Here is a 20738-nt window from a genome sequence, read left to right as displayed (position 1 = left end):
CATAATTACCCGGCTGATAAAAAGCCGCCTGTTCGAAGCGTCTGACACTTGCACCAAACAGTTGTTTTGCATGACCAACATATTTCCAACAGGCCTTGGTTTAACGCGTTGCAGCGCTAACCTATTACGCAACAGCCAACTGATTCACCGCATTGGACGATACCCCCGACGGGTTTATATCGTTACCAATAACCTTCAAACAACCATGGGTACACACGTGACGAAAGACGAACTGCGCGCCGAACTCGAGCGCCAGGCGCAGCGTTACAAGGACGTATACGGCGGGGAAGTTATTACCTACGCCGCTCAGCCGGACCCCGAGCGCAAGCCTTGGCGCAAGAAATCCAACCTGCTTGACCAGGCCTTCGAGAAAGAAATCGAGAAGATCGAGAAAGATCTGCAGGCCAAAAGCACCCAGGCCCCCGACTGAGCCCAGGCGACGCCTGCGACCCAGTCCCGGACTTAGCAGGCCGTTGAAAAATGTAGGCGAGGCCGCCGAGACAAGGCAAAAACAGGCGAAAAAGCGGAGTGTACGAGTAGTACATGAGCATTTTGAGACTGTTTTTAACGCCCCTCTTTTTTCAAGAAAAGGGGCAACGTAGGTAGCTTTTCAACGGCCTGTTAGCGCCCCTTGCCGCCAAGCAACGACCCCAGCAAGCCACGCACCAGCTGTCGACCGATCTGATTGGCGGCCTGGCGCATCGTCGATTTCAGCACCTGGCCAGCCAGGCCGCCGAGCAAGTCGCCCGCGGTGCTGCCGAGACCGGCGGTCTTGCCAGCAGCAGCCGGCTTGGTCTGCGCGGTCTTCTCCCGAGCGGCCTGTTCGGCGCGGGCGCTAAGCAGCTCGTAGGCGGATTCGCGGTCGATGGGTTTGTCGTAACGCCCGAGCAGCGGCGACTGGCGAATCAGCGCGACCCGCTCGCTCTCGCTGAGCGGGCCAATACGCGACTGCGGCGGAGCAATGGCCACCCGTTGGACCATGGCCGGTGTGCCCTTGTCTTCCAGCGTGCCAACCAGGGCCTCGCCGATACCCAGTTCAGTAAGGGTTGCCAACGTATCGATCGCGGGATTGGGGCGGAAACCCTCGGCTACCGCGCGTAGGGACTTCTGTTCCTTGGCGGTAAAGGCGCGCAGGCCGTGCTGGATGCGCAGGCCAAGCTGAGCCAGCACCTCATCGGGCAAGTCGCTAGGCGACTGAGTGACGAAATACACCCCGACACCTTTCGAACGGATCAGCCGCACCACCTGTTCCAGGCGTTCCTGCAGGGCTTTTGGGGTGTCGGCGAACAGCAGATGAGCCTCATCGAAGAACAGCGCCAGCACCGGTTTGTCGGCATCGCCGCGCTCGGGCAGCTGCTCGAACAGCTCGGCCAGCAGCCACAACAGGAAGGTTGCGTACACCTTGGGCGCTTCGTGTACCAGGCGGCTGGCATCAAGCAGATGAATCCGCCCGCGGCCGTCGCGATCCGGATGCAGGAGGTCTTCCAGCTGCAACGCAGGCTCGCCGAACAGGGCTTCGGCCCCCTGCTGCTCCAACCCGGCCAGCTTGCGCAGCAGGGCCTGGGAAGAGGTGGAGGTAAACAGCGCGCTGTCCTCGCCCAGTACCTCGGGGTGGCTTTTCAGGTGGGCCAGCAAGGCCTTGAGGTCTTTCAGGTCGAGCAGCAGCAAGCCTTCACGGTCGGCCACCTTGAACGCGGCATAGAGGGCCGCCTGCTGGCTGTCGGTCAGCTCCAGTAATGCGCCGATCAGCAGGGGGCCCATTTCGCTCAGGGTGGTGCGTAACGGATGGCCGCTCTGGCCGTGCACATCCCACAGGCTCAGCGGGTAGGCCGTCGGCTGATGCCCGAGCCAGGGCATGCTGGCTATCCGCTCGGCCACCTTGCCCTGGGGTGTACCGACGGCACCCAGGCCGCACAGATCGCCCTTCACATCCGCGGCAAATACTGCCACGCCGGCGTCGCTGAAACCCTCGATCAACCGTTGCAGGGTCACCGTCTTGCCCGTGCCGGTGGCACCGGCAATCAGGCCATGGCGATTGGCCAGGCGCAGCGACTGGCTGACCGGTTGCCCATCGACGCCCGCACCCAGCACAAACTGATTGTTCTCGGCCATATAATTGCCATCCTCTCGGTTAAAGCTTTACTGCTGTTATGCCGACACAGTTCTCAACGCCGCATCCTGGCGCAGCGACTGCCTTACATCAGCCAAAGACTGATGCCTGACCTCACCGGACGCAAGAAGCCATGACCAATAACCTGAAGTTCAGCCACAAAATTCTCCTCGCGGCCTCCCTGGTGGTGCTCTGCGCTTTTGCCCTGTTTACCCTCTACAACGACTACCTGCAACGCAATGCCATCCGCGCGAATCTGGAAAGCTACCTGAATGAAATGGGTAACGTCACCGCCGGGACCATCCAGAACTGGCTGTCGGGACGCATTCTGCTGGTTGAAAGTACCGCCCAGTCGATTTCCCGCGACGCCTCGACCGACAGCCTGGTCGGCCTGCTCGAACAGAAAGCCCTGACCTCGACTTTTGCCTTCACCTACCTGGGCAGTGCTGAGGGTGCCTTCACCATGCGCCCGGACGAGAAAATGCCGGAGGACTATGACCCCCGCGTGCGCCCCTGGTACAAGGACGCCATGGCCGCCGGCGGCACCACCCTGACCGAACCCTATGTGGATGCCGCCACCAGCGAGCTGATCATCACCATCGCCACGCCCGCCAAGGCCGCGGGCGTGGTCGGTGGCGATCTGAGCCTCAACACCCTGGTCCAGATCATCAACTCCCTGGACTTCAACGGCATCGGCTATGCCTTCCTGGTCAGCGCCGACGGCAAGGTCCTGGTGCACCCGGACAAGAGCCTGGTGATGAAGAACCTCAGCGAGATATTCCCGCAGAACACCCCGCGCATCGGCAGCGATTTCAGCGAAGCCCAGGACAACGGCGAAACCCGCATCCTCACCTTTGCCCCGGTCAAGGGTTTGCCTTCGGTCAACTGGTATGTCGGCCTGTCCATCGACAAGACCAAAGCCTATGCAATGCTCAGCGAGTTCCGCGCCTCGGCCCTGATCGCCACCCTGATTGCCGTGGTGCTGATCATCCTGCTGCTGAGCATGCTGATCCGGGTGCTGATGCAACCCTTGCTGGTCATGGGCAAGGCCATGGAAGACATCGCCCAGGGCGAGGGTGACCTGACCAAACGCCTGCATATTCAGTCCAATGACGAGTTCGGCCGCCTGGCCACTGCCTTCAACCGTTTCGTCGAACGTATCCACAGCTCGATCCGTGAAGTTTCCTCGGCCACCAGCCAGGTCAACGAAGTGGCCAAGCTTGTGGTGGGAGCCTCCAACTCCTCGATGATCAACTCCGATGAGCAGGCCAGCCGCACCAACAGCGTGGCCGCCGCCATCAATGAATTGGGTGCGGCCGCTCAGGAAATCGCTCGCAACGCTGCCGACGCTTCGACCCAGGCCTCGGATGCCCGCAACCTGGCCGAGGACGGCCGTCAGGTGGTGGAAAAAACCATCGTGGCGATGAATGAGCTGTCGGCCAAGATCAGCGCCTCCTGCAGCAATATCGAGACCCTGAACAGCAAGACGGTGAATATCGGGCAGATTCTCGAAGTGATCAAAAGCATCTCCCAACAGACCAACCTGCTCGCCCTTAACGCCGCCATCGAAGCCGCCCGCGCAGGCGAAGCCGGCCGCGGTTTTGCCGTGGTCGCCGACGAAGTGCGCAACCTGGCTCACCGCACCCAGGAATCGGCGCAGGAAATCGAGAAGATGATCGAGGAGCTGCAGGTCGGCTCCCGCGAGTCGGTCACCACCATGACCGAGAGCCAGCGTTACAGCGAGGAGAGCGTGGTGATCGCCAACCAGGCCGGCGAACGCCTGGGCAGCGTCACGGCGCGTATCGGCGAGATCGACGGCATGAACCAGTCGGTGGCCACCGCCACCGAAGAACAGACCTCTGTGATCGAATCACTCAACGTCGACATCACCGAAATCAATACCCTCAACCAGGAAGGCGTGGAAAACCTCAATGCCACCCTGCGCGCCTGCGGCGACCTCGAACAACAGGCCTCCAGACTCAAGCAGCTGGTCGACAGCTTCCGCATTTAACAGACCGCGCAATGCAAACGGGGCACTCAATGAGTGCCCCGTTTTTATTTCGGCTTATCGCTGTCGGCCTCCGCCTGTTTATCCCGTTCCAGCTGCCGCCACAACTCGGCGGCCTCGGCAAACTCGGTGCCATCCTCGGGGCTCAGGGCCTGGGGATCGTAACGCTGGGTACAGCCCTCGCCCACCACAGGCGGAGCCGTAGCGGTGGCTCGCGTCAGCGGATCATTCATCGCATCGCCCTCCGGCTCAGAGCCTGGCTGCACAGCTCAGACACCTCAGTTAACCAGCAAGCGCCCTTCATCGTGCTGGGCGAACTCCTTGACGGCGCGCAGCACATCGCTGCGGCTGACCTGGCCAACCAGACGGCCATCCTCGACCACCGGCAGACGCCGCCGGCGACCGCGCAGAAAACGCTCGGAAACTTCGATGATATCGGCCTCGGGCGAAATGATTTCCACCTCGGTGGTCATATAGGCACTGACATCGCCCCCCGCGGACTCGTAATAGGCCCCGGAAAGAATGCCGCGCAAACAGTCGCCCTCGGACAACAGGCCAACCAGATGCCCCTGCCCGTCAACCACCGGCGCGCCGGAGATGCGGTGATCCAGTAAACGGTTGATCGCCGTAAACAGGTTCATTTCAGGACGAAAGGTCACCAAATTGCGAGTCATGTAATCACGCACCTTGATTGACTTGAGCATCAGCAAACTCCTTTGTCATGCACTAAACCGATCCACGACCTACAACTCAGTCAAACACCACCGTCTTGTTATCGTGCACCAGTACTCTGTCTTCTAAGTGATAGCGTAAACCACGGGACAGCACCATCTTTTCCACATCCTTACCCAGGCGCACCATCTCTTCAATGCTGTCGCGGTGGCTGACCCGCACTACGTCCTGCTCGATGATCGGCCCGGCATCCAGCTCTTCGGTGACATAGTGCGAAGTGGCCCCGATCAGTTTGACCCCGCGCAGCGAGGCCTGGTGATAAGGCTTGGCCCCGACGAAGGACGGCAAGAAGCTGTGATGGATATTGATCACCCGCTGGGAAAACTCGGCGCACAGCTGCGCGGGCAGAATTTGCATATAACGGGCCAGGACGATCACGTCGGCCTGGTGCGCCTTGACCAGGCGCTCCACTTCATCGAAGGCCGCCTGCTTGTCCTGGGCATCGACCGGCACATGGAAGTAGGGAATGTTGTGCCACTCGACCATGCTGCGCAGATCGTCATGGTTGGAAATCACACAGGGGATTTCACAATCCAGCTCGTCGCTGTGCCAGCGGTGCAGTAAATCGGCCAGGCAATGAGACTCGCGGCTGGCCATCAGGACCACGCGCTTCTGCTGCGCCGAGTCGGTGACCCGCCACTCCATGGAAAACTCACGGCCAATAGGCGCAAAGGCTTGGCGAAAGCCGTCCAGATCAAAGGGCAGCGAGTCGGCGCGAATCTCGTGGCGCATAAAGAACCAGCCACTCTGATTATCCGAATGGTGACTGGCCTCGGTAATCCAACCGTTATAGGTGGCCAGAAAGTTACTGACCTTGGCCACGATACCGACCCGATCCGGGCAGGCGATGACCAGTCGAAAAGTGCGCATCTAACACTCCGCCGTTTGCATAAAGGCGGCCATTCTAGCCACAGCGCCAGAAAACTGCAGTACTCCTGCGCACTGCAGTACGATCGTTCCAGTCGGCCGCGACATTTATCTGCAGCGCCACTCTCGATTCACCTTGCACTATTTAAATGCGTCCCCATGGATAACCGCGAATATCCACAGGTGCGGCAGTCACGGACAACAGCAAGGGACTTATCGGCGGTCAATTAGGGTTAATTAAAAGGCCCTCCTCTAGAAAAATTCGACAAAGCGGTTTACTTGTGAAAAGTGCCTGACTATTATCAAGTCACTTAGTCACCACTTTTCGAATATTAAGGTAAGTCACATGTCGCTGATCAACGAATACCGCGCCACAGAAGAAGCCATCAAAGAACTGCAAGAACGCCTGAAAAACCTGTCGCAAGATGACAAGCTGAAAAAAGAACTCGAGTTCGAAGGCAAACTGCGCACCCTGATGGGCGAGTATCAGAAGTCCCTGCGTGACATCATTGCCATGCTCGACCCGGATGCCAAGAGCAGCAAGGCAACCCGCGCGGCCAAGCCTACAGGCACCAAGCGCGCGCGCAAGGTCAAGCAGTACAAGAACCCGAACAGCGGTGAAGTCATCGAAACCAAAGGCGGCAACCACAAGACTCTGAAAGAGTGGAAAGCCAAGTGGGGCGGCGACGTGGTAGAAGGCTGGGCAACCCTGCTGGACTAAGCAGCGGCCCAAGCAACAAATACCAATAAAAAACGCCAGCATTGCTGGCGTTTTTTATTGGTATGTAGCAATTACCTGTTGCATGGAGCGCTTAGGGAAAAGTGACACTACTTGCAGAGCCCGCAATGGGTAGGGTGCGCCCTACAAAGCTGGGCCCCTCCACACTTATGCGCCGACGCCTGAACACAACCCGATACCGAGGCCTGGCCCTTTTATTGGGTTGACCACAGCTAGTGACTATCGGCCTTTACCCGTCGCTCTGTCCGCAGCCCATTACAGGGCATAACGCTGCCGCAACTGTTCGGCATAGTTACGCCACTCGCTTAACACCGCCTGCTGTCCAGCCGGCACCCCGTCGAATATAGCGTCCAGGGCCTGGGTAAAATCCGCCAGGGTATTGGGCGCGCCATATTCCGCCTGGCTTAAACGCTGCCGACAGAATGTCTGCCACTGCTGCTGCTCGACCTCACTCAAACTCGCTGGAAAGTTGCGCGCCCGGTAGCGAAACAGCAACTCAGGCAAACGCCCATCGTCAAACGGCCAGGCCTGCTGACCGAGGCGCTGCGGGTCGGCCAGCCGCACCTGCTCACATAAACGCCGATCTCGATCGCCAATAAAGCCCTGGTACAACTGTTGCTCCGGGTCCGGGTTCGGCGCGAATTGTTCCTCGCCATACACCTGGGCTAGTTTGTCCTGCCACTGCGCCGCCTGCGTGCGCAATTGCTCGGCGCGGGCCTGATAGCCAGGCATATCCAATTGCAGGCGCTGAATATCGGCATCGCGCAATACCGATAAGGGGGCCAATACCGGACAGCGATTGATATGCAGCAACTTCAGCGGTACCGGCAGCTCGCCTTCGGCCAATTGCTCGCGGCGGGTATACAAGCGCTGCTGCAGAGTGGCCGCTGTTTCATTGAGCAGGGGCGAAATATCGGCATGCAGGTCGCACACGATCAGCGCATTGCGGTTGCGCGGGTGCCAGGCCAGGGGTAATACCAGGGCCAGATAATGCCGGGCACCGGCAAAGCGTCCGGAGACATGCACCAACGGCTGCAACAGGCGCACCTGATCGAGCACCCGCTGCTTGCTGCGCAACTGGTACAGATAGTCATACAGCCTGGGTTGCTTGCTACGCAGCAGACGGGCCAGAGCAATGGTCGCGCGCACATCGGACAGGGCGTCGTGGGCCTGGCCATGGGCAATGCCGTTGGCCGCGGTCAGACGCTCCAGCTTGAGCGTCACACGGCCATCCTCTTCGGGCCAGACAACCCCTTCGGGGCGCAGTGCATAGGCGCTGCGCACCAGGTCGATCAGATCCCAGCGGCTATTACCGCCTTGCCACTCGCGGGCATAGGGGTCGAAAAAGTTGCGATACAGGCTGTAGCGCGTCACCTCATCGTCGAAACGCAGGCTGTTGTAACCCACACCGCAGGTACTCGGCTGCGCCAGCTCGGCATGTATCCGGGTCATGAACTCGGCCTCACTCAAGCCCTGCTCGGCCAGCCGGCTCGGGGTGATGCCGGTGACCAGGCACGCCGCCGGATGGGGCAGGATGTCATCGCTGGGCTGACAATAGATATTCAGCGGCTCGCCGATTTCGTTGAGGTTTTCGTCGGTGCGAATCCCGGCCACCTGCAGCGGGCGGTCGCGACGCGGGTCGATGCCAGTGGTTTCGTAGTCGTACCAAAAAAGGCTGGAGCTCACGGTTTTGTCCTGAGTGGGAGGCACGGGCAGTCTAACAGGCCAAGCGCTTGTGGGCGGGCCAAGCCGCGGCTAGAGTAAGCCTCTGCACCCTCACTCTCGAACAAGGACGCCGCCATGAGTGATACCCCCGCCAGCAATCCCTACGCCGCCCCCATCAGTACCCTGCAAGAGCCATCGCGCGATCTGCGGGTGCCGAGCATCGAGGACGCCCTGAGCCGCGGCTACGACTTCAATATCGGCGAGCTGCTGAGCGAGGCCTGGCAGCGTACCAAGGGCAGCAAAGGCATCATCGTCGGCGGCTTTCTGGTGTTCTATGCGGTGATGATGGTCGTCTCCCTGGCCCTCGGCGGCGGCGTCGCCCTGCTCGGCCTGGCCAGCGACAACCCGGTGCTCGGTGCCGTGGTGGAAATCGTAATCGGCCTCTTCGCCTCGGCTCTGGCCTACCCCTTTATGGCCGGGATAGGCATGGTCGGCATCCGCCGTGCGGCCGATCAAAATGTCAGCTTCAACGAGATCTTCAGCCACTTCGGCCGCACCGTACCGATCCTGATTACCGCAATCGCCTGCCCTGTGCTGATCTACCTCGGCCTGATCCTGCTGATCATCCCCGGCATCTACCTGGCCATCGCCTATATGTTGGCGATTCCGCTGGTGGTCGAACGCGGGCTATCGCCCTGGCAGGCCATGGAGGCGTCGCGCAAGGCCGTCGGCCAGCGCTGGTTCAAGATCTTCGGCCTGTTTCTGCTGCTCGGCCTGATCGTTGTGATCAGCGCCATTCCCCTGGGGATCGGCATGGTCTGGAGTATGCCGCTGCTGATTATTGCCATCGGCATCCTCTACCGCACCATCTTCGGCGTGCTGCCTGCGCCACAATAAATCACTCTCGCACCGGGTCAGCTGACTGACCCGGTTGCTTCCCTGCCCGCTGCTGGCTAGCATCGGGCTTTCCTCGACGCAGTCTGCCGATGCCGCTCAGTTCAATCACCTATCCAGCGCCCGCCCAACGCCCACTGCTGGATACCCGCTATCAAGTGGAAACCCCGGAAGGCATCGACCTGATCCTGCGCCCAGCTGGCCTGGTACCGCGCGCACTGGCTTTCGCCATTGATCTGCTGATTCGCGGTGCGCTGCTGGGCGTGCTGTTTGCCGTGCTGGCCCTGCTTGGCCAGTTCGGCATGGGCCTGGGCACCATCCTGCTGTTTCTGGTGACCTGGTGGTACATGGTGCTGTTTGAAGTGCTCAACCAGGGCCGCTCACCGGGCAAACAACTGATGGGGCTGCGGGTGATCCATGATGATGGCACGCCCATCGGCTGGCCGGCATCCCTGACCCGCAACCTGCTGCGCTTCGTCGACATGCTGCCGTTTGCCTACACCCTGGGCATTCTCAGCTGCATCAATCATCCCGCCTTCAAGCGCCTGGGCGATATCGCCGCCGGCACCCTGGTGGTCTACCGCGACGCCCCTGCCGGTGCGCCCAAGCTGCCGGCGGCCGAGCCCCTGCGTGCCCCCTTCAGCATGGACCTGAGCGAACAACGCGCCCTACTCGGCTTCGCCGAACGCGCCGAAACCCTCTCCAGCGCGCGCCGCCTAGAACTTGCGGGGATACTGGCCGAACCTCTGCAGGTGCCGCCCGAACAGGCCGAGCAGCGGATCAATGGCATCGCCCGCGGCCTGCTGGGGCCGACATGAAACAGAGTCTTTTCGAAAGCCAGCAGCAGAGCGCCTGGCAGGCCTTCAGCGCGCAACTCGACGCGCTCGAACGCGGCAAGGCCGACAGCCAGCAGTGCCAAAGTTTCGCCGCCGACTACCGCCGCCTGTGCCAGCACCTGGCCCTGGCCCAGAGCCGCGGTTACAGCAGCCACCTGATCGAGCGCCTGCAGCAGCTGGCCATGCGTGGCCACCAGCAGTTCTATCGCCACCGCAGCCCGCTGGGTGGGCAATTGCTCGGCTTTATCCTGGCCGGTTTTCCGCGCCTGGTACGCGCCGAATGGCGTTTTGTGGTGGCCGCCAGCCTGCTGTTCTTCGGCAGCCTGCTGGGCATGGGCCTGCTGGTCTACCTGGTACCCGAGCTGGTCTACAGCCTGATCGGCACCGAGCAGGTGGCCGAGATGGAGCAGATGTACGACCCCGACGCCCGGCGTATCGGCCGCTTCGGCGAGCGCGACTCCGGCGACGACTGGATGATGTTCGGCTACTACATCATGAACAATATCGGCATCGCTTTTCAGACCTTTGCCAGCGGTCTGCTGCTGGGTTTGGGCAGCCTGTTCTTTCTGCTGTTCAACGGCCTGATGATTGGCGCGGTGGCCGGCCATCTGACGCAGATCGGCTACGGCGAAACCTTCTGGTCCTTCGTGATCGGCCATGGAGCCTTCGAACTCACCGCCATCGCCCTCGCCGGGGCCGCCGGCCTGAAGCTGGGCTGGGCGCTGCTGGTACCTGGCCGCCTGCCCCGCGGCGAGGCCCTGCGCCTGGCGGCCGGCCACAGCGTGCGGCTGATCGGCGGAGTGATCCTGTTTCTGCTGCTGGCCGCCTTTATCGAGGCCTACTGGTCGTCCATGAGCCTGGCCAGCCCAGTGATTAAATACTGGGTGGGAGCAGGCCTCTGGTTGCTGGTTCTGAGCTATCTGCTGCTGGCCGGCCGAGGTGTGCATGCGCCTGACTGATGCCAGCGTGGCCATTCGCCCGCGCAGCGCCTGGGAAGCCATGGACCTCGGTGTACTGCTGGCCAAGCAGCATGCCGGCCTGCTGATGGCCAGCTGGGCGCTGGTCACCTTGCCGATTTTCGCCCTGTTATGCGCGCTGCTGTGGCAGTACCCGAGCTGGGCGCTGCTGCTGTTCTGGTGGCTGAAACCGGCCTTTGAGCGGCTGCCGCTGTATATCCTCTCCCACGCCCTGTTCGGAGCCACTCCCAGCCTCAAGCAGGCGCTCCGGGCCCTGCCCGGGCTACTCAAGCCACAACTGCTGGCCAGCCTGACCTGGCGACGCCTGAGCCCGACGCGCAGCTTCGACCTGCCGGTGATGCAGCTCGAAGGCCTGGGCGGCAAGGAACGCAACCAGCGCCTGATCGTCCTCGGCCAACGCGACGCTGGCGGTGCCACGTGGCTGACCCTGGTCGGTATCCACCTGGAAATGGCCCTCTGGTTCGGCCTGATCGGCCTGTTCTATATGCTCCTGCCGGCACAGGTCGAACTCGACTGGAGCTGGCAAAGCCTGATTGATGCCGGCAGCGGCGACTGGCTCTGGCTGGAGCACCTGTCCAACCTGCTCTATGTGCTGATCCTGATTATCTGGGAGCCCATCTACGTCGCCTGCGGCTTCACCCTTTACCTGAACCGCCGCACCGCGCTGGAGGCCTGGGACATCGAACTGGTGTTCCGCCGCTTGCGCCAGCGCCTGACCGGTATCACCTCGGCCCTGCTGCTGGCTGCCGGCCTGTTGCTGCTGCAACTGCCCAACAGCGCCATGGCGGCCGCCAGCAGCTGCCCGCTGCCGGTTGAAGACCCCATGGGCCCGCAGGCACCGCGCCTGCTCAAGCAACCCCTGAACAGCCAGGCGGCGCAACAGAGCATCACCCAGCTGCTCGACCAGCCGCCCTTCGAACACCACGAAAGCGTGACCCGCTGGCGCTTTGGCGAAGCCGCCGAGGAGCCCGATGAAGCAGACGCCGAGGCCCTGCGCGAGTGGCTGGAAAGGTTCTTCAAACTTAGCGAAATGTGGAAAAGCGTCGAGGCCGTGGCGCTGTTCTTCGAAGTGCTGTTGTGGGCCGCCCTGTTCAGCCTGATCGCCTGGCTGCTGTGGCGTTATCGCGAATGGCTGCGCACCTTTGCCGGTCGCCTCAACCTGCCGCGCACTCACAAACCTGCGCCTCCCGAGCAGTTGTTCGGCCTGGAAGTAACACCACAGAGCCTGCCAGCGGATATTGCCGGCGAGGTTGAACGACTCTGGGACGAACAGCCGCGCGCCGCCTTGGGCCTGCTCTACCGCGCCCTGCTCAGCCGCATGCTGCATGAGCAGCGACTGCCGCTGAAAAGCTCGCACACCGAAGCTGAAGTGCTGCACCTGGTGCAGGGCCTTGAGCAAGCGCAGTTGAGCCGCTTCAGCCAGGCGCTGACCCAGCACTGGCAGAACCTCGCCTACGGCCATCGACTGCCCCCGGCGGCGCTCAAGCAGAGCCTGTGCAACGCCTGGCGCAAGCTGTTCGAACAAGGGGTGCAGGCATGACCCGGCGCACCCAGTTGCTGCTCGGCGTAGCCCTGCTGCTGGCCCTTGGCTGGCTCGGCAGCTACCTGCTGGGCCGCCTCGAACCCTACGAAGAAACCATCAGCCACGGCCCCGACCCCGAAGCCCAGGCCAACCCCTACCTGGCTGCCGAACACTTTTTGCGTCTACAGGGCCTGCAGGTGCAACGCGCCGATGGCCTGGAGGTATTGCACGACCTGCCGAGCGCCGGGCAGACCCTGCTGCTACTCGCCGATCGCAACCGCATGACGCCCAAGCAGGCCGAGCGCCTGCTGGCCTGGACGGCCAAGGGCGGGCATCTGCTGTTCGTCGCCGAGCGGTTGTGGGACGAAGAAGACGGCAAAAGCGGCGACCTGCTGCTCGACAGCCTGGGTATCCAGCAATACGAGAGCGAAGAACTCGACGAAGACGAGGCCGACACAGAGGCGGATGACGCCGAGCCTGTCGAACAAGCCCCAGCAGAGGCGGTCGAGCCGGCTGAACAAGCCAAAGACGACAATCCTTACCCGGAGCTGACTCAGCTCTATCTGGAAAACGAAGAGGCTCCGGCCTACTTCGGCTTCGACACCGACTTCCACCTCTACGATGCCGAGAACCGCGCCCATGCCTGGGCCAACAGCGATGCCGCCACCCACCTGCTGCAGCTCTACCACGGCGACGGCTTGGTCAGCGTGGTCAGCGACAGCTGGATCTGGCAGAACCGGGCGATCGGCGAATACGACAATGCCTGGCTGCTCTGGTATATGACCCAGGACAGCCAGGTAACCCTACTCTACCGCGCCGAACGCGACGACCTGTTCAGCCTGCTGCTGCGCCATTTCCCCCTGGCCCTGGCGGCCCTGGGGCTGCTTCTGGCCTTCGCCCTGTGGGGCCTGGGCATGCGCCAGGGGCCGCTGCAACAGCCAGCCAGCCGCAACCGTCGGCAACTGCAGGAACACCTGCGCGGCAGCGCTGATTTCCTCCTGCGCCACGGCGGCCAGCGTAGCCTGCTGCAAGGCTTGCAACAGGACATCCAGCGCCGTGCACGGCACCGTCATCCCGGCTTCGAACGCCTCGGCGTCGCCGAACAATGGCAGGCCCTCAGCCGTCTGAGCCGCCAGCCGTCCAGCTTTATCAGCCACGCCATGCGGCCGTTGCCCACGCAACGGCTGAGCGCCGCCGACTTCACCCGCCAGGTCGCCAACCTGCAAACCCTCAGGAATGCCCTATGACGAGCGAATACACACCCGAACAGCCGGCCAGCGAACTCGAACCCGCTGCCGTAGCCGCCGAGCCAGCCGCTCCTGAAGCAGCGGCCGTGCCCCCCGCCGCCGCCGCGCCGGCAGCTGCCGCGGCAAACCCGAACCTGCAGCGCCAGCGCGCCAGCCAGTTGGCGCAGGCGCTGCGTGGGGAGCTGCAAAAAGCCCTGATCGGCCAGACGGCGGTGATCGACGATGTGCTCAGCGCTCTGATCGCTGGCGGCCATGTGCTGATCGAAGGCGTGCCCGGTCTGGGTAAGACCCTGCTGGTACGCGCCCTGGCGCGCTGCTTCGGCGGCGAGTTTGCGCGCATCCAGTTCACCCCGGACCTGATGCCCAGCGATGTCACCGGCCACGCCGTGTACGACATGCAGAGCGAACAGTTCAAGCTGCGCAAGGGGCCGGTGTTCACCAACCTGCTGCTGGCCGACGAGATCAACCGGACCCCACCGCGGACGCAGGCCGCTCTGCTCGAGGCCATGGAGGAACGCCGCGTCACCGTTGAGGGGACGGCGCGGCAGCTCCCGACCCCGTTCATGGTGGTGGCCACCCAGAACCCGGTGGAGTATGAGGGCACCTACCCCCTGCCCGAGGCCCAGCTCGACCGGTTCCTGTTCAAGCTGGTCGTCGGCTACCCCTCACCGCAGGAGGAGCACATGGTCCTGACCCGTCACGACGGTGGCATGAACCCCCACGACCTGCCGGCCAGCGGGATCGGCCCGGTCGCCGGCGCCGCCGAGCTCGCGGCTGCGCGCGAGCATGTGGAGCAGCTGCGCACCGACCCTGCGGTCCTGGGCTACGTCGTCGACCTGGCGACCGCCAGCCGGCAGTCGCCGTCGCTGACGCTGGGCATCAGCCCGCGCGGTTCGACGATGCTGCTGAAGGCGGCCAAGGCCTGGGCGTGGCTGTCGGGCCGCGAGTACGTCACCCCAGACGACGTCAAGGCGATGGCCCTGCCGGCGCTGCGCCACCGCGTCCAGGTCCGCCCCGACGTGGAGCTTGAGGGCGGTGACGCCGACACCGTGCTGCAGGGCATCCTGGCGGCCGTCCCGGTGCCCCGCTGAGCGGCGCGTGCGCACCATCGTGACCCCGCCGCCTGCCCCCGCCACGGGCGTCACCGCCGAGCTGCCCGGTCGCGAGGTCCCGACGGTCCCGACCGGTCGCGCGTGGCCGGTCCCGACATGGCGTCTGGCTGCGGCGTTGATCCTGGTCGGCCTGGCGGTGCTGCCCTTCGCCACCGGCCATGAGGTGGCGTGGGTCATCGGCAACCTGGTGGTGCTGGGGGCGGCGGTGGCCGATGCGGTCCTGGCGCCCTCGCCGTCACAGGTCGGGGTGCGTCGCGACGTCGAGCCGGTCATGGTCATCGACAGCCCATCTGACCTGCGGTGGACGTTGGCCAACCCAGTTGGCCGGCGTCTGACCGTCGACCTGGCCGATGCCCTGCCGGGGTCCCTGCGCGTGGCCGACCGCCGCGCCCGGCTGCGGCTGCCGCCACGCGGCAGTCGCTTCGCGACGCGGACGATGACGCCGGCCCGCCGGGGCACCATCGAGCTGGGCGCCGTCACCCTGCGGGTGCACGGGCCGCTGGGGTTGATGATGCGACAGGCCGACTGCGACGTGACCAGCACCGTCCGGGTCCACCCGGCGTTCCCCAGCCGCCAGGTGGCAGAGCTTGCGCTGCACCAGGCTCAGCGGCAGGCCGAGGGGCTGCGCACGATCCGGCTGCGCGGGCAGGGCACCGACTTCGAGTCCCTGCGTGAGTACACCACCGACGATGAGAGCCGCCGGATCGACTGGGCAGCGACCGCCCGGGCCCTCAAGCCCATCGTGCGCACCTACCGCGCCGAGCGGAACCAGCAGATCCTGGTCCTGCTGGACCACGGCCGCACCATGGCCGGGCGGATGGGGCGGCTGCCGCTGGCTGACACCGACGAGGAACGGGCGAGCGTCGCCGCGCGGCTGGAGCACGCCATGGATGCGGTCATGGCCCTGACGCGGGTGGCCACGGGGATGGGGGACCGGGTCGGCCTGGTCGCCTTCAGCGACGAGGTGGGCATGACGGTTCCGCCGCGGACCGGTGGCGCCCAGATGACACGCATCGTGCAGGCGCTGGCCGATGTGGGAGTGGACCTCGTCGAGCCCGACTATCGCGCCGCGTTCGCCGAGACGCTCGTCCGCTATCGCCGGCGCGCGCTGGTCGTGGTCGTGACCGATCTGGCTGCGGCTCCGATCACCGAGTCGCTGGTCCCGGCCATCCCGCTGCTGGCGCGTCGCCACCTGCTGATGGTCGCCTCGCCCGCCGACCCGACGGTGCGCTCCTGGTCCACGCGGGCGCCGCGGGACGCGGCCGCGGCCTACCGCATGGCCTCGGCCCTAAAATCCGAGTCCGACCGCCGTCGCAGCGCTCGCCTGCTGGGCGGGGTTGGAGCACAGGTCATCGACGAGCCCCCCGACCGCCTGCCGCTGCGCCTCATCGATGCCTACCTGGACCTGAAGTCCGCCGGCCGCCTCTGAGCAGGCCGGAGCCGTAGGCAGTGGGCGGTCCCCTCGGTTGGGTGAGATTTCCTGCGCTGGTGCGGCGTATCTCACCCGGCTGGGCGGGGTTCGGCTGGGCGGTGGTCGGCTGGGCGCGGGCCGGACGGGACCGGGGCGCGGATCAGCCCACGGCGTCCCACAGCGGCCGGTCGGCCTGGCCCAACGTCCCCGTCAGTCCCTGGCCGGCGGCGGCCCGACCACGCATCCAGGCGTAGGTCAGGAAGGCGCCCTCGACCACCACGCCAACGCCGACCCGCACCCACGTCGGCAGGGGTGACCCCGTGATGAAGCCTTCGATGATCGCGGCGACGCCGAAGACGACGAGCAGCCCGATCACGACGGTGATCGCCCGGCTGGCCTGACGTCGCAGCGATTCGATGCGCGGCAGCTCGCCAGGGTCGATCCACGACCACCCCAGCGCCAACCCCATCCCGGCGGCGATGAAGACCGCCGTCAACTCGATCAGGCCATGGGGTGTGATGAACCCCCAGAAGACCTCGGCCACCCCCCGGGCATGGAACAATCCCCCCGCGAAGCCCACGTTGGCCGCGTTGATCAGCAGGACGTAGACGGTGGGCAACCCTGCCGCGATGCCGACGCTGAAGGCCAGGAACCCCACCTGGATGTTGTTCAGCCCGACCTCGGCGAAGAACTGCCCGGACGGGCGGTCGGAGTAGTACTCGACGAAGTCGCCTGCCACCAGGGCGTCCTGCACGTTCTGGGGGATCGCCGCATCCAGCGCCTGCGGCGAGGCAGCCACCCAGGCCCCGAGGCCGAACGCGACCCCGAGGAAGATCCCGGTGGCCACGGCGATGTGCCACCGCAGGTGCCACATCGCGCCCGGGAAGGTCTCGGTGAAGAAGCGCGCGACCGCTGCCAACGTCCGTGGGCGGCTGCCGTACAGCGTCGCCCCCGCCGTCGCGACCAGCTGTGACAGCCTGCCGGTCAGGTCGGGATCGGCGTAGGTCCGGCGGGCCATCGACAGGTGGGTCGAGCTGCGTTGGTAGTCGGCGACGAACGTCGCGATATCGTCTGCTGACAGCTCGGACGGGTTGCGGCTGGCCATCAGGCCAAGCCGATGCCAGGTCGGCTGGTGCAGCGCCACGAAGCGATCAAGGTTCACACCGACCACCGTAGGGGGAACGCCAGGCCCATGACCAGCACACAGGCTGAGGAGACCACCGGCCGCCGGTCCGCCCTGTACACCCCCGAGGCGGTGCAGGTCGACCTGCCGCTGGCCGACGTCGGCAGCCGGGCCCTGGCCATCCTGATCGACCTGTTCGTGATGTTCACCCTCCTCTACTTCGTCCTGCTGCTGGCCGTCGGCGCCCTGGGGGTGGCGTCCGCTGGCTTTGATGAAGGGCCGGGTTGGGTGGTGGTGGTCGTCATCCTCCTGCTGAACTTCCTGGTCCTGTGGGGCTACCCGACCGGCTGCGAGGCCACACTGAACGGACGGACCGCCGGCAAGGCCGCCCTGGGGCTGCGGGTGGTCACCACCGAGGGGGCACCGGTCCGCTTCCGCCATGCCGCGATCCGCGGGTTGTTCGCCTTCGTCGACTTCTACCTGTTCCTTGGCATCCCGGCGCTGGTCAGCGCTCTGCTGACCCGGCGCGGGCAGCGCCTGGGCGACCTGGCGGCGGGCACGGTGACGATCCGGGACCGTGCGACGGACTCGGCCGCGGACCAGGCCGTGTTCTGGCAGATCCCTGGCCCGCTGCAGGCCTACGCCTCAAGCCTTGACGTGCGCGGCCTGACCGCGGCCGACTACGCCGTGGTGCGGCGGTTCCTGCTGCGGTCTGGGTCCCTGCAGCCGCAGCATCGCGCGCGCATCGCGACCGAGCTGGCCAACGTGCTGGCCGACCGGATGCACCACCGCCCGCCGCCCGGCACCCACCCTGAGGCGCTGCTGCTGTGCACCGCCGCGTTGCTCCAGGGATCGGGCAACGCGGCCCCGGCCAGGGCATCGTGGGCCCCGCCGTCACATCCGCCGGCGCGCCCACCCCACCCGGTCCACCCGCCGGTGCCGCACGCCCCACCATCGCCGCACGGCCCCTTCGCCCCACCGACCTGAGCGCTCCATGGCCAGCCTGCGGAGGCGGTCCTCGCGTTGCCAGATCGACGTGATCGGGGAGGGCTGGTCAGGCAGCCGCGCCGTGCACAGCCGGGACCAGCGAATGGTGCCGGCAGGCCTGTTCGGCCCAGGTGAGCAGGTGGCCGGTCAGGATGGGATCCTCGCGTCGCCAGGCGCTGAGCAGGGTCGGACGCAACTGCGGCAGCGCGGCCAGCGCCGCAACCAGTGCCGCAGGATCAGTCGCCAGCCGACGCAGTGACGTCAGCCGCAGGACCCGACCGACTGCCCGGGTGACCGCTGGATCCCCCTGACGCAGGCCTGCCATCAGCGTCGGATCGTGGCCCATCAGCCGCTGGAAGGTGGTGGCGGTGGACAAGGTGTCGGGCAGTTGAGCGGCCATCGGGGGCTCCTCAGGTGGATGCCCTCATGATCGGCACGCCCCCCCTGCCAGTAGAGGTCATCTGCAAAGATGACCCATCCTCACTGGTCACCACGGGGCCGGTGGCGCCCGGATCCTGACCGGTCACGAACCCTCCGGGCAGGACCAGCGCCGTCGGCTGCTACGTCAGGTACTCCAGGATCGCTGCAGACAGCGCGTCGGGCTGCTCGAGCATCAGCCAGTGCGCCGCAGTTGCGATCACCCTGACTCGCGACACCGGTATCTGTGCGTGCAGCTCCTCGCTCATGGCGATCGGGGTCGACTGGTCGTGGTCGCCGACGACCAGCAGGGTCGGCTGGCCGATGTCCTCGCGGCTGATGCGCGGCATCTTGGCCAGGGCCCGGCAGGCCTTGGCGTAGCTGGTGGGGTCGTTTCGCAGGTACAGATCACGCAGCAGGCCGACCAGCTGGGGCAGCTTGGCCTGGGTGCGTGGGGCCAGCGCGCCGGGCAGCCAGCCGTCCACGACCGCGTCCATGCCGTCGGCCTCGACCAGGTCGGCGCGGTCCTCGTAGGCCTTCTTGGTCTCGGGCTCGAACCACGAGATGCCGCCGACGAGGACCAGCTGGTCGATCGCCTCAGGCTTGTCGAGGGCCGCCTGCTGGGCCACCAGGCTGCCCGAGGAGTGGCCGACCAGCGTCACCGGAGGGAGCTCGAGGGTGCTGATCAGCGCGTTGACGTCCTGTGCCCACTGCTGGATGGAGTACCCGCCCGAGCCGGCGTCGCTGCGGCCCGAGCCGCGCAGGTCCAGGGCGATCACATGGTGGTGGATGGCGAGGGTCTCGATGACGCCGTACCAGGTGTGCAAGCTGCCGCCCAGCCCGTGCACCAGGACGATCGGGGGCCCCTCGCCCTTGGAGACATAGTGGTGGCGGACGCCGTTGAGCTCGATGAACATCTGTTGGTTTCCTCGTAGGTCTGGAGCCCGTCTGCGGCCGCTCGGGCACACGTCGGGCGGGGCCAGCGGTCGCGGTCTGGTCATTTCGCCGCGGTGCCGGTGACGGGATGCGCAGGTGGGTACCGTGCGCGGCAGATGGCAAGAGTAGAGGAACGAGTCCACATCCACCGCCCGGTCGAACGGGTGTGGGACGTTTTGGTCGACTGGGAATCCCAGCCGGACTGGATGCACGACGCGAGGTCGGTGACCGTCACCAGCCCGCAACGGACCGGTGTCGGGGTCACCATCGACGTCCCCACCACCCTCGTCCTGGGCATCGTCGTGACCGACGAGATGGAGGTCACCGAGTGGGTCCAGGGGCGCAGGATCGCCGTTCGCCACACCGGGAGGGTCATCAGGGGGTCGGGGGCCTTCGAGCTGTCGCCCACCCGGCGGCCGAACGGTGCGCAGGGCACGATCGTCACGTGGTGGGAGGCCATCGACGTGCCGCTGGGCCGGATGGGTGACGCCATGGCGCGCTCCATCGCCGTGCCCGTTGTCGCGCGCCTCTTCCGCCGCAGCCTGCTGACCTTGAAGCGCGTCGCCGAGGAGCGCATCCCCCCGCGCCTTGAGGGCTGGTAGCAACGCCCGGTGCGGCCTACGCCTCCAGGCGCGGCGGCAGGCCGTAGTCGGCGAAGCGATCGGGGTACAGGAAGTTGTGGTGGCCGATGATGCGGCCGTCGGCCACCTCGATGACCTGGATGGCGAACGGCTCCCAGAGGCCCGGGCGGCTCGGCTTGTAGCTGCCGAAGCCGGCGGTTCCGTTGACGGTGATCGGCAGCAGCCGCCCACCGCGGCACCCGCCACCCTGGCCGAGGAACCAGGCGGCAAGGTCTGAGGGACCGCGCAGCCAGAGGTCCCACGGCGGCATCGACAGGACGACGTCGTCGCGCAGCAGCGTCACCAGCAGGTCGATGTCGTAGCGTTCGAAGGCGTCGACGTACCGGGCCAGCAGGTCGGCGTGGGCGGGCGTGTGGATCGGGTCCAGGCTGTGGGCCGGCATCCGGGCCATCCTCGCCCGGGCCCGCTGCAGCGCGCTGTTGACCGCCGCCACGCTGATCTGCAGCAGCTCGGCCGTCTCGACTGCCGACCACTTCAGCACCTCGCACAGGATCAGCACCGAGCGCTGCCGCGA

At 65.2% G+C, this 20738-nt stretch carries 21 protein-coding genes; 12 read left to right on the top strand and 9 right to left on the bottom strand.

All coding sequences use genetic code 11. The features are described 5' to 3' along the window. Positions 1-217: 217 nt before the first annotated feature. Positions 218-430: a hypothetical protein gene (locus VMP31_RS00115; RefSeq protein ID WP_325502843.1), complete on the top strand. Its 213-nt coding sequence runs from the start codon at positions 218-220 to the stop codon at positions 428-430. A gap of 191 nt (positions 431-621) precedes the next feature. Here the strand turns inward: VMP31_RS00115 and VMP31_RS00110 are convergent, their stop codons facing one another. Further along, positions 622-2112, bottom strand: coding sequence for a helicase HerA-like domain-containing protein (locus VMP31_RS00110; protein WP_325502841.1), 1491 nt, complete (start codon positions 2110-2112; stop codon positions 622-624). Positions 2113-2243: 131 nt separating this feature from the next. Here VMP31_RS00110 and VMP31_RS00105 point away from each other — a divergent pair, with 131 nt between their 5' ends. After that, a complete protein-coding gene (locus tag VMP31_RS00105) occupies positions 2244-4121 on the top strand; it encodes a methyl-accepting chemotaxis protein (RefSeq protein ID WP_325502839.1) in 1878 nt (625 codons plus the stop codon). Positions 4122-4165: 44 nt separating this feature from the next. Here VMP31_RS00105 and VMP31_RS00100 read toward each other — a convergent pair whose 3' ends face one another. The 3 genes from VMP31_RS00100 to purU are packed head-to-tail and all read right to left on the bottom strand — an operon-like array spanning position 4166 to position 5720. Next, complete coding sequence (locus VMP31_RS00100) at positions 4166-4351, bottom strand: hypothetical protein (RefSeq protein ID WP_325502837.1); 186 nt, start codon at positions 4349-4351, stop codon at positions 4166-4168. Between the two features lie 45 nt (positions 4352-4396). After that, on the bottom strand, positions 4397-4822 hold the full coding sequence (locus VMP31_RS00095) for a CBS domain-containing protein (protein WP_325502835.1): 426 nt from the start codon (positions 4820-4822) through the stop codon (positions 4397-4399). Between the two features lie 46 nt (positions 4823-4868). Further along, positions 4869-5720: a formyltetrahydrofolate deformylase gene (gene purU, locus VMP31_RS00090; RefSeq protein ID WP_325502833.1), complete on the bottom strand. Its 852-nt coding sequence runs from the start codon at positions 5718-5720 to the stop codon at positions 4869-4871. Between the two features lie 343 nt (positions 5721-6063). Between purU and mvaT the strand changes: the two genes are divergently transcribed. Beyond that, positions 6064-6438, top strand: a complete 375-nt coding sequence (gene mvaT / locus VMP31_RS00085) for a histone-like nucleoid-structuring protein MvaT (protein WP_325502831.1) — start codon at positions 6064-6066, stop codon at positions 6436-6438. A gap of 273 nt (positions 6439-6711) precedes the next feature. On the opposite strand, the gene sbcB is transcribed toward mvaT, so the two are convergent. Beyond that, positions 6712-8142: an exodeoxyribonuclease I gene (gene sbcB / locus VMP31_RS00080; RefSeq protein ID WP_325502829.1), complete on the bottom strand. Its 1431-nt coding sequence runs from the start codon at positions 8140-8142 to the stop codon at positions 6712-6714. Positions 8143-8256: 114 nt separating this feature from the next. Between sbcB and VMP31_RS00075 the strand changes: the two genes are divergently transcribed. The 7 genes from VMP31_RS00075 to VMP31_RS00045 all read left to right on the top strand — a co-directional run bounded on the left by VMP31_RS00075 (position 8257) and on the right by VMP31_RS00045 (position 16138). Continuing rightward, positions 8257-9018: a hypothetical protein gene (locus VMP31_RS00075; protein WP_325502827.1), complete on the top strand. Its 762-nt coding sequence runs from the start codon at positions 8257-8259 to the stop codon at positions 9016-9018. Positions 9019-9107: 89 nt separating this feature from the next. Then, positions 9108-9833 (top strand): RDD family protein, encoded by a 726-nt coding sequence (locus tag VMP31_RS00070; RefSeq protein ID WP_325502825.1) that lies wholly within the window; start codon positions 9108-9110, stop codon positions 9831-9833. Next, entirely contained in the window at positions 9830-10810 is a 981-nt protein-coding gene (locus VMP31_RS00065) for a stage II sporulation protein M (protein ID WP_325502823.1), read from the top strand. The genes VMP31_RS00070 and VMP31_RS00065 overlap by 4 nt, the downstream gene beginning before the upstream one ends. Beyond that, the gene (locus tag VMP31_RS00060) at positions 10797-12368 is read left to right on the top strand and encodes a DUF4129 domain-containing protein (protein WP_325502821.1); all 1572 of its coding nucleotides are present in this window, start codon (positions 10797-10799) and stop codon (positions 12366-12368) included. Before VMP31_RS00065 ends, VMP31_RS00060 begins: the two co-directional genes overlap by 14 nt. Beyond that, positions 12365-13597, top strand: coding sequence for a DUF4350 domain-containing protein (locus VMP31_RS00055; protein ID WP_325502819.1), 1233 nt, complete (start codon positions 12365-12367; stop codon positions 13595-13597). The genes VMP31_RS00060 and VMP31_RS00055 overlap by 4 nt, the downstream gene beginning before the upstream one ends. Further along, on the top strand, positions 13594-14688 hold the full coding sequence (locus VMP31_RS00050) for a MoxR family ATPase (RefSeq protein ID WP_325502817.1): 1095 nt from the start codon (positions 13594-13596) through the stop codon (positions 14686-14688). Before VMP31_RS00055 ends, VMP31_RS00050 begins: the two co-directional genes overlap by 4 nt. 7 nt (positions 14689-14695) lie before the next feature. Continuing rightward, on the top strand, positions 14696-16138 hold the full coding sequence (locus VMP31_RS00045; RefSeq protein WP_325502815.1) for a DUF58 domain-containing protein: 1443 nt from the start codon (positions 14696-14698) through the stop codon (positions 16136-16138). Between the two features lie 142 nt (positions 16139-16280). Here the strand turns inward: VMP31_RS00045 and VMP31_RS00040 are convergent, their stop codons facing one another. Further along, on the bottom strand, positions 16281-17282 hold the full coding sequence (locus VMP31_RS00040; RefSeq protein ID WP_325502813.1) for a stage II sporulation protein M: 1002 nt from the start codon (positions 17280-17282) through the stop codon (positions 16281-16283). Between the two features lie 30 nt (positions 17283-17312). Between VMP31_RS00040 and VMP31_RS00035 the strand changes: the two genes are divergently transcribed. Next, positions 17313-18230 (top strand): RDD family protein, encoded by a 918-nt coding sequence (locus tag VMP31_RS00035; protein WP_325502811.1) that lies wholly within the window; start codon positions 17313-17315, stop codon positions 18228-18230. A 67-nt stretch (positions 18231-18297) separates the two neighbouring features. On the opposite strand, the gene VMP31_RS00030 is transcribed toward VMP31_RS00035, so the two are convergent. Together VMP31_RS00030 and VMP31_RS00025 are read right to left on the bottom strand one after the other, a co-directional pair. Next, the gene (locus VMP31_RS00030; protein ID WP_325502809.1) at positions 18298-18630 is read right to left on the bottom strand and encodes a hypothetical protein; all 333 of its coding nucleotides are present in this window, start codon (positions 18628-18630) and stop codon (positions 18298-18300) included. 160 nt (positions 18631-18790) lie between these two features. After that, a complete protein-coding gene (locus VMP31_RS00025) occupies positions 18791-19564 on the bottom strand; it encodes an alpha/beta fold hydrolase (protein WP_325502807.1) in 774 nt (257 codons plus the stop codon). Between the two features lie 135 nt (positions 19565-19699). On the opposite strand from VMP31_RS00025, the gene VMP31_RS00020 reads away from it, so the two are divergent. Next, positions 19700-20185 carry an SRPBCC family protein gene (locus VMP31_RS00020; RefSeq protein WP_325502805.1) on the top strand — a complete coding sequence of 162 codons (486 nt, stop codon included), beginning with the start codon at positions 19700-19702 and terminating at the stop codon, positions 20183-20185. Between the two features lie 16 nt (positions 20186-20201). Here VMP31_RS00020 and VMP31_RS00015 read toward each other — a convergent pair. After that, on the bottom strand, positions 20202-20738 hold a 537-nt coding region (locus VMP31_RS00015; protein ID WP_325502803.1), incomplete at its 5' end, for a sigma factor-like helix-turn-helix DNA-binding protein.

The organism is Pseudomonas sp. (assembly GCF_035512415.1).
Lineage (GTDB): Bacteria > Pseudomonadota > Gammaproteobacteria > Pseudomonadales > Pseudomonadaceae > Aquipseudomonas.
Note: the sequence above shows the minus strand (reverse complement) of the source record. Positions and strands in the feature narration are given on the sequence as shown.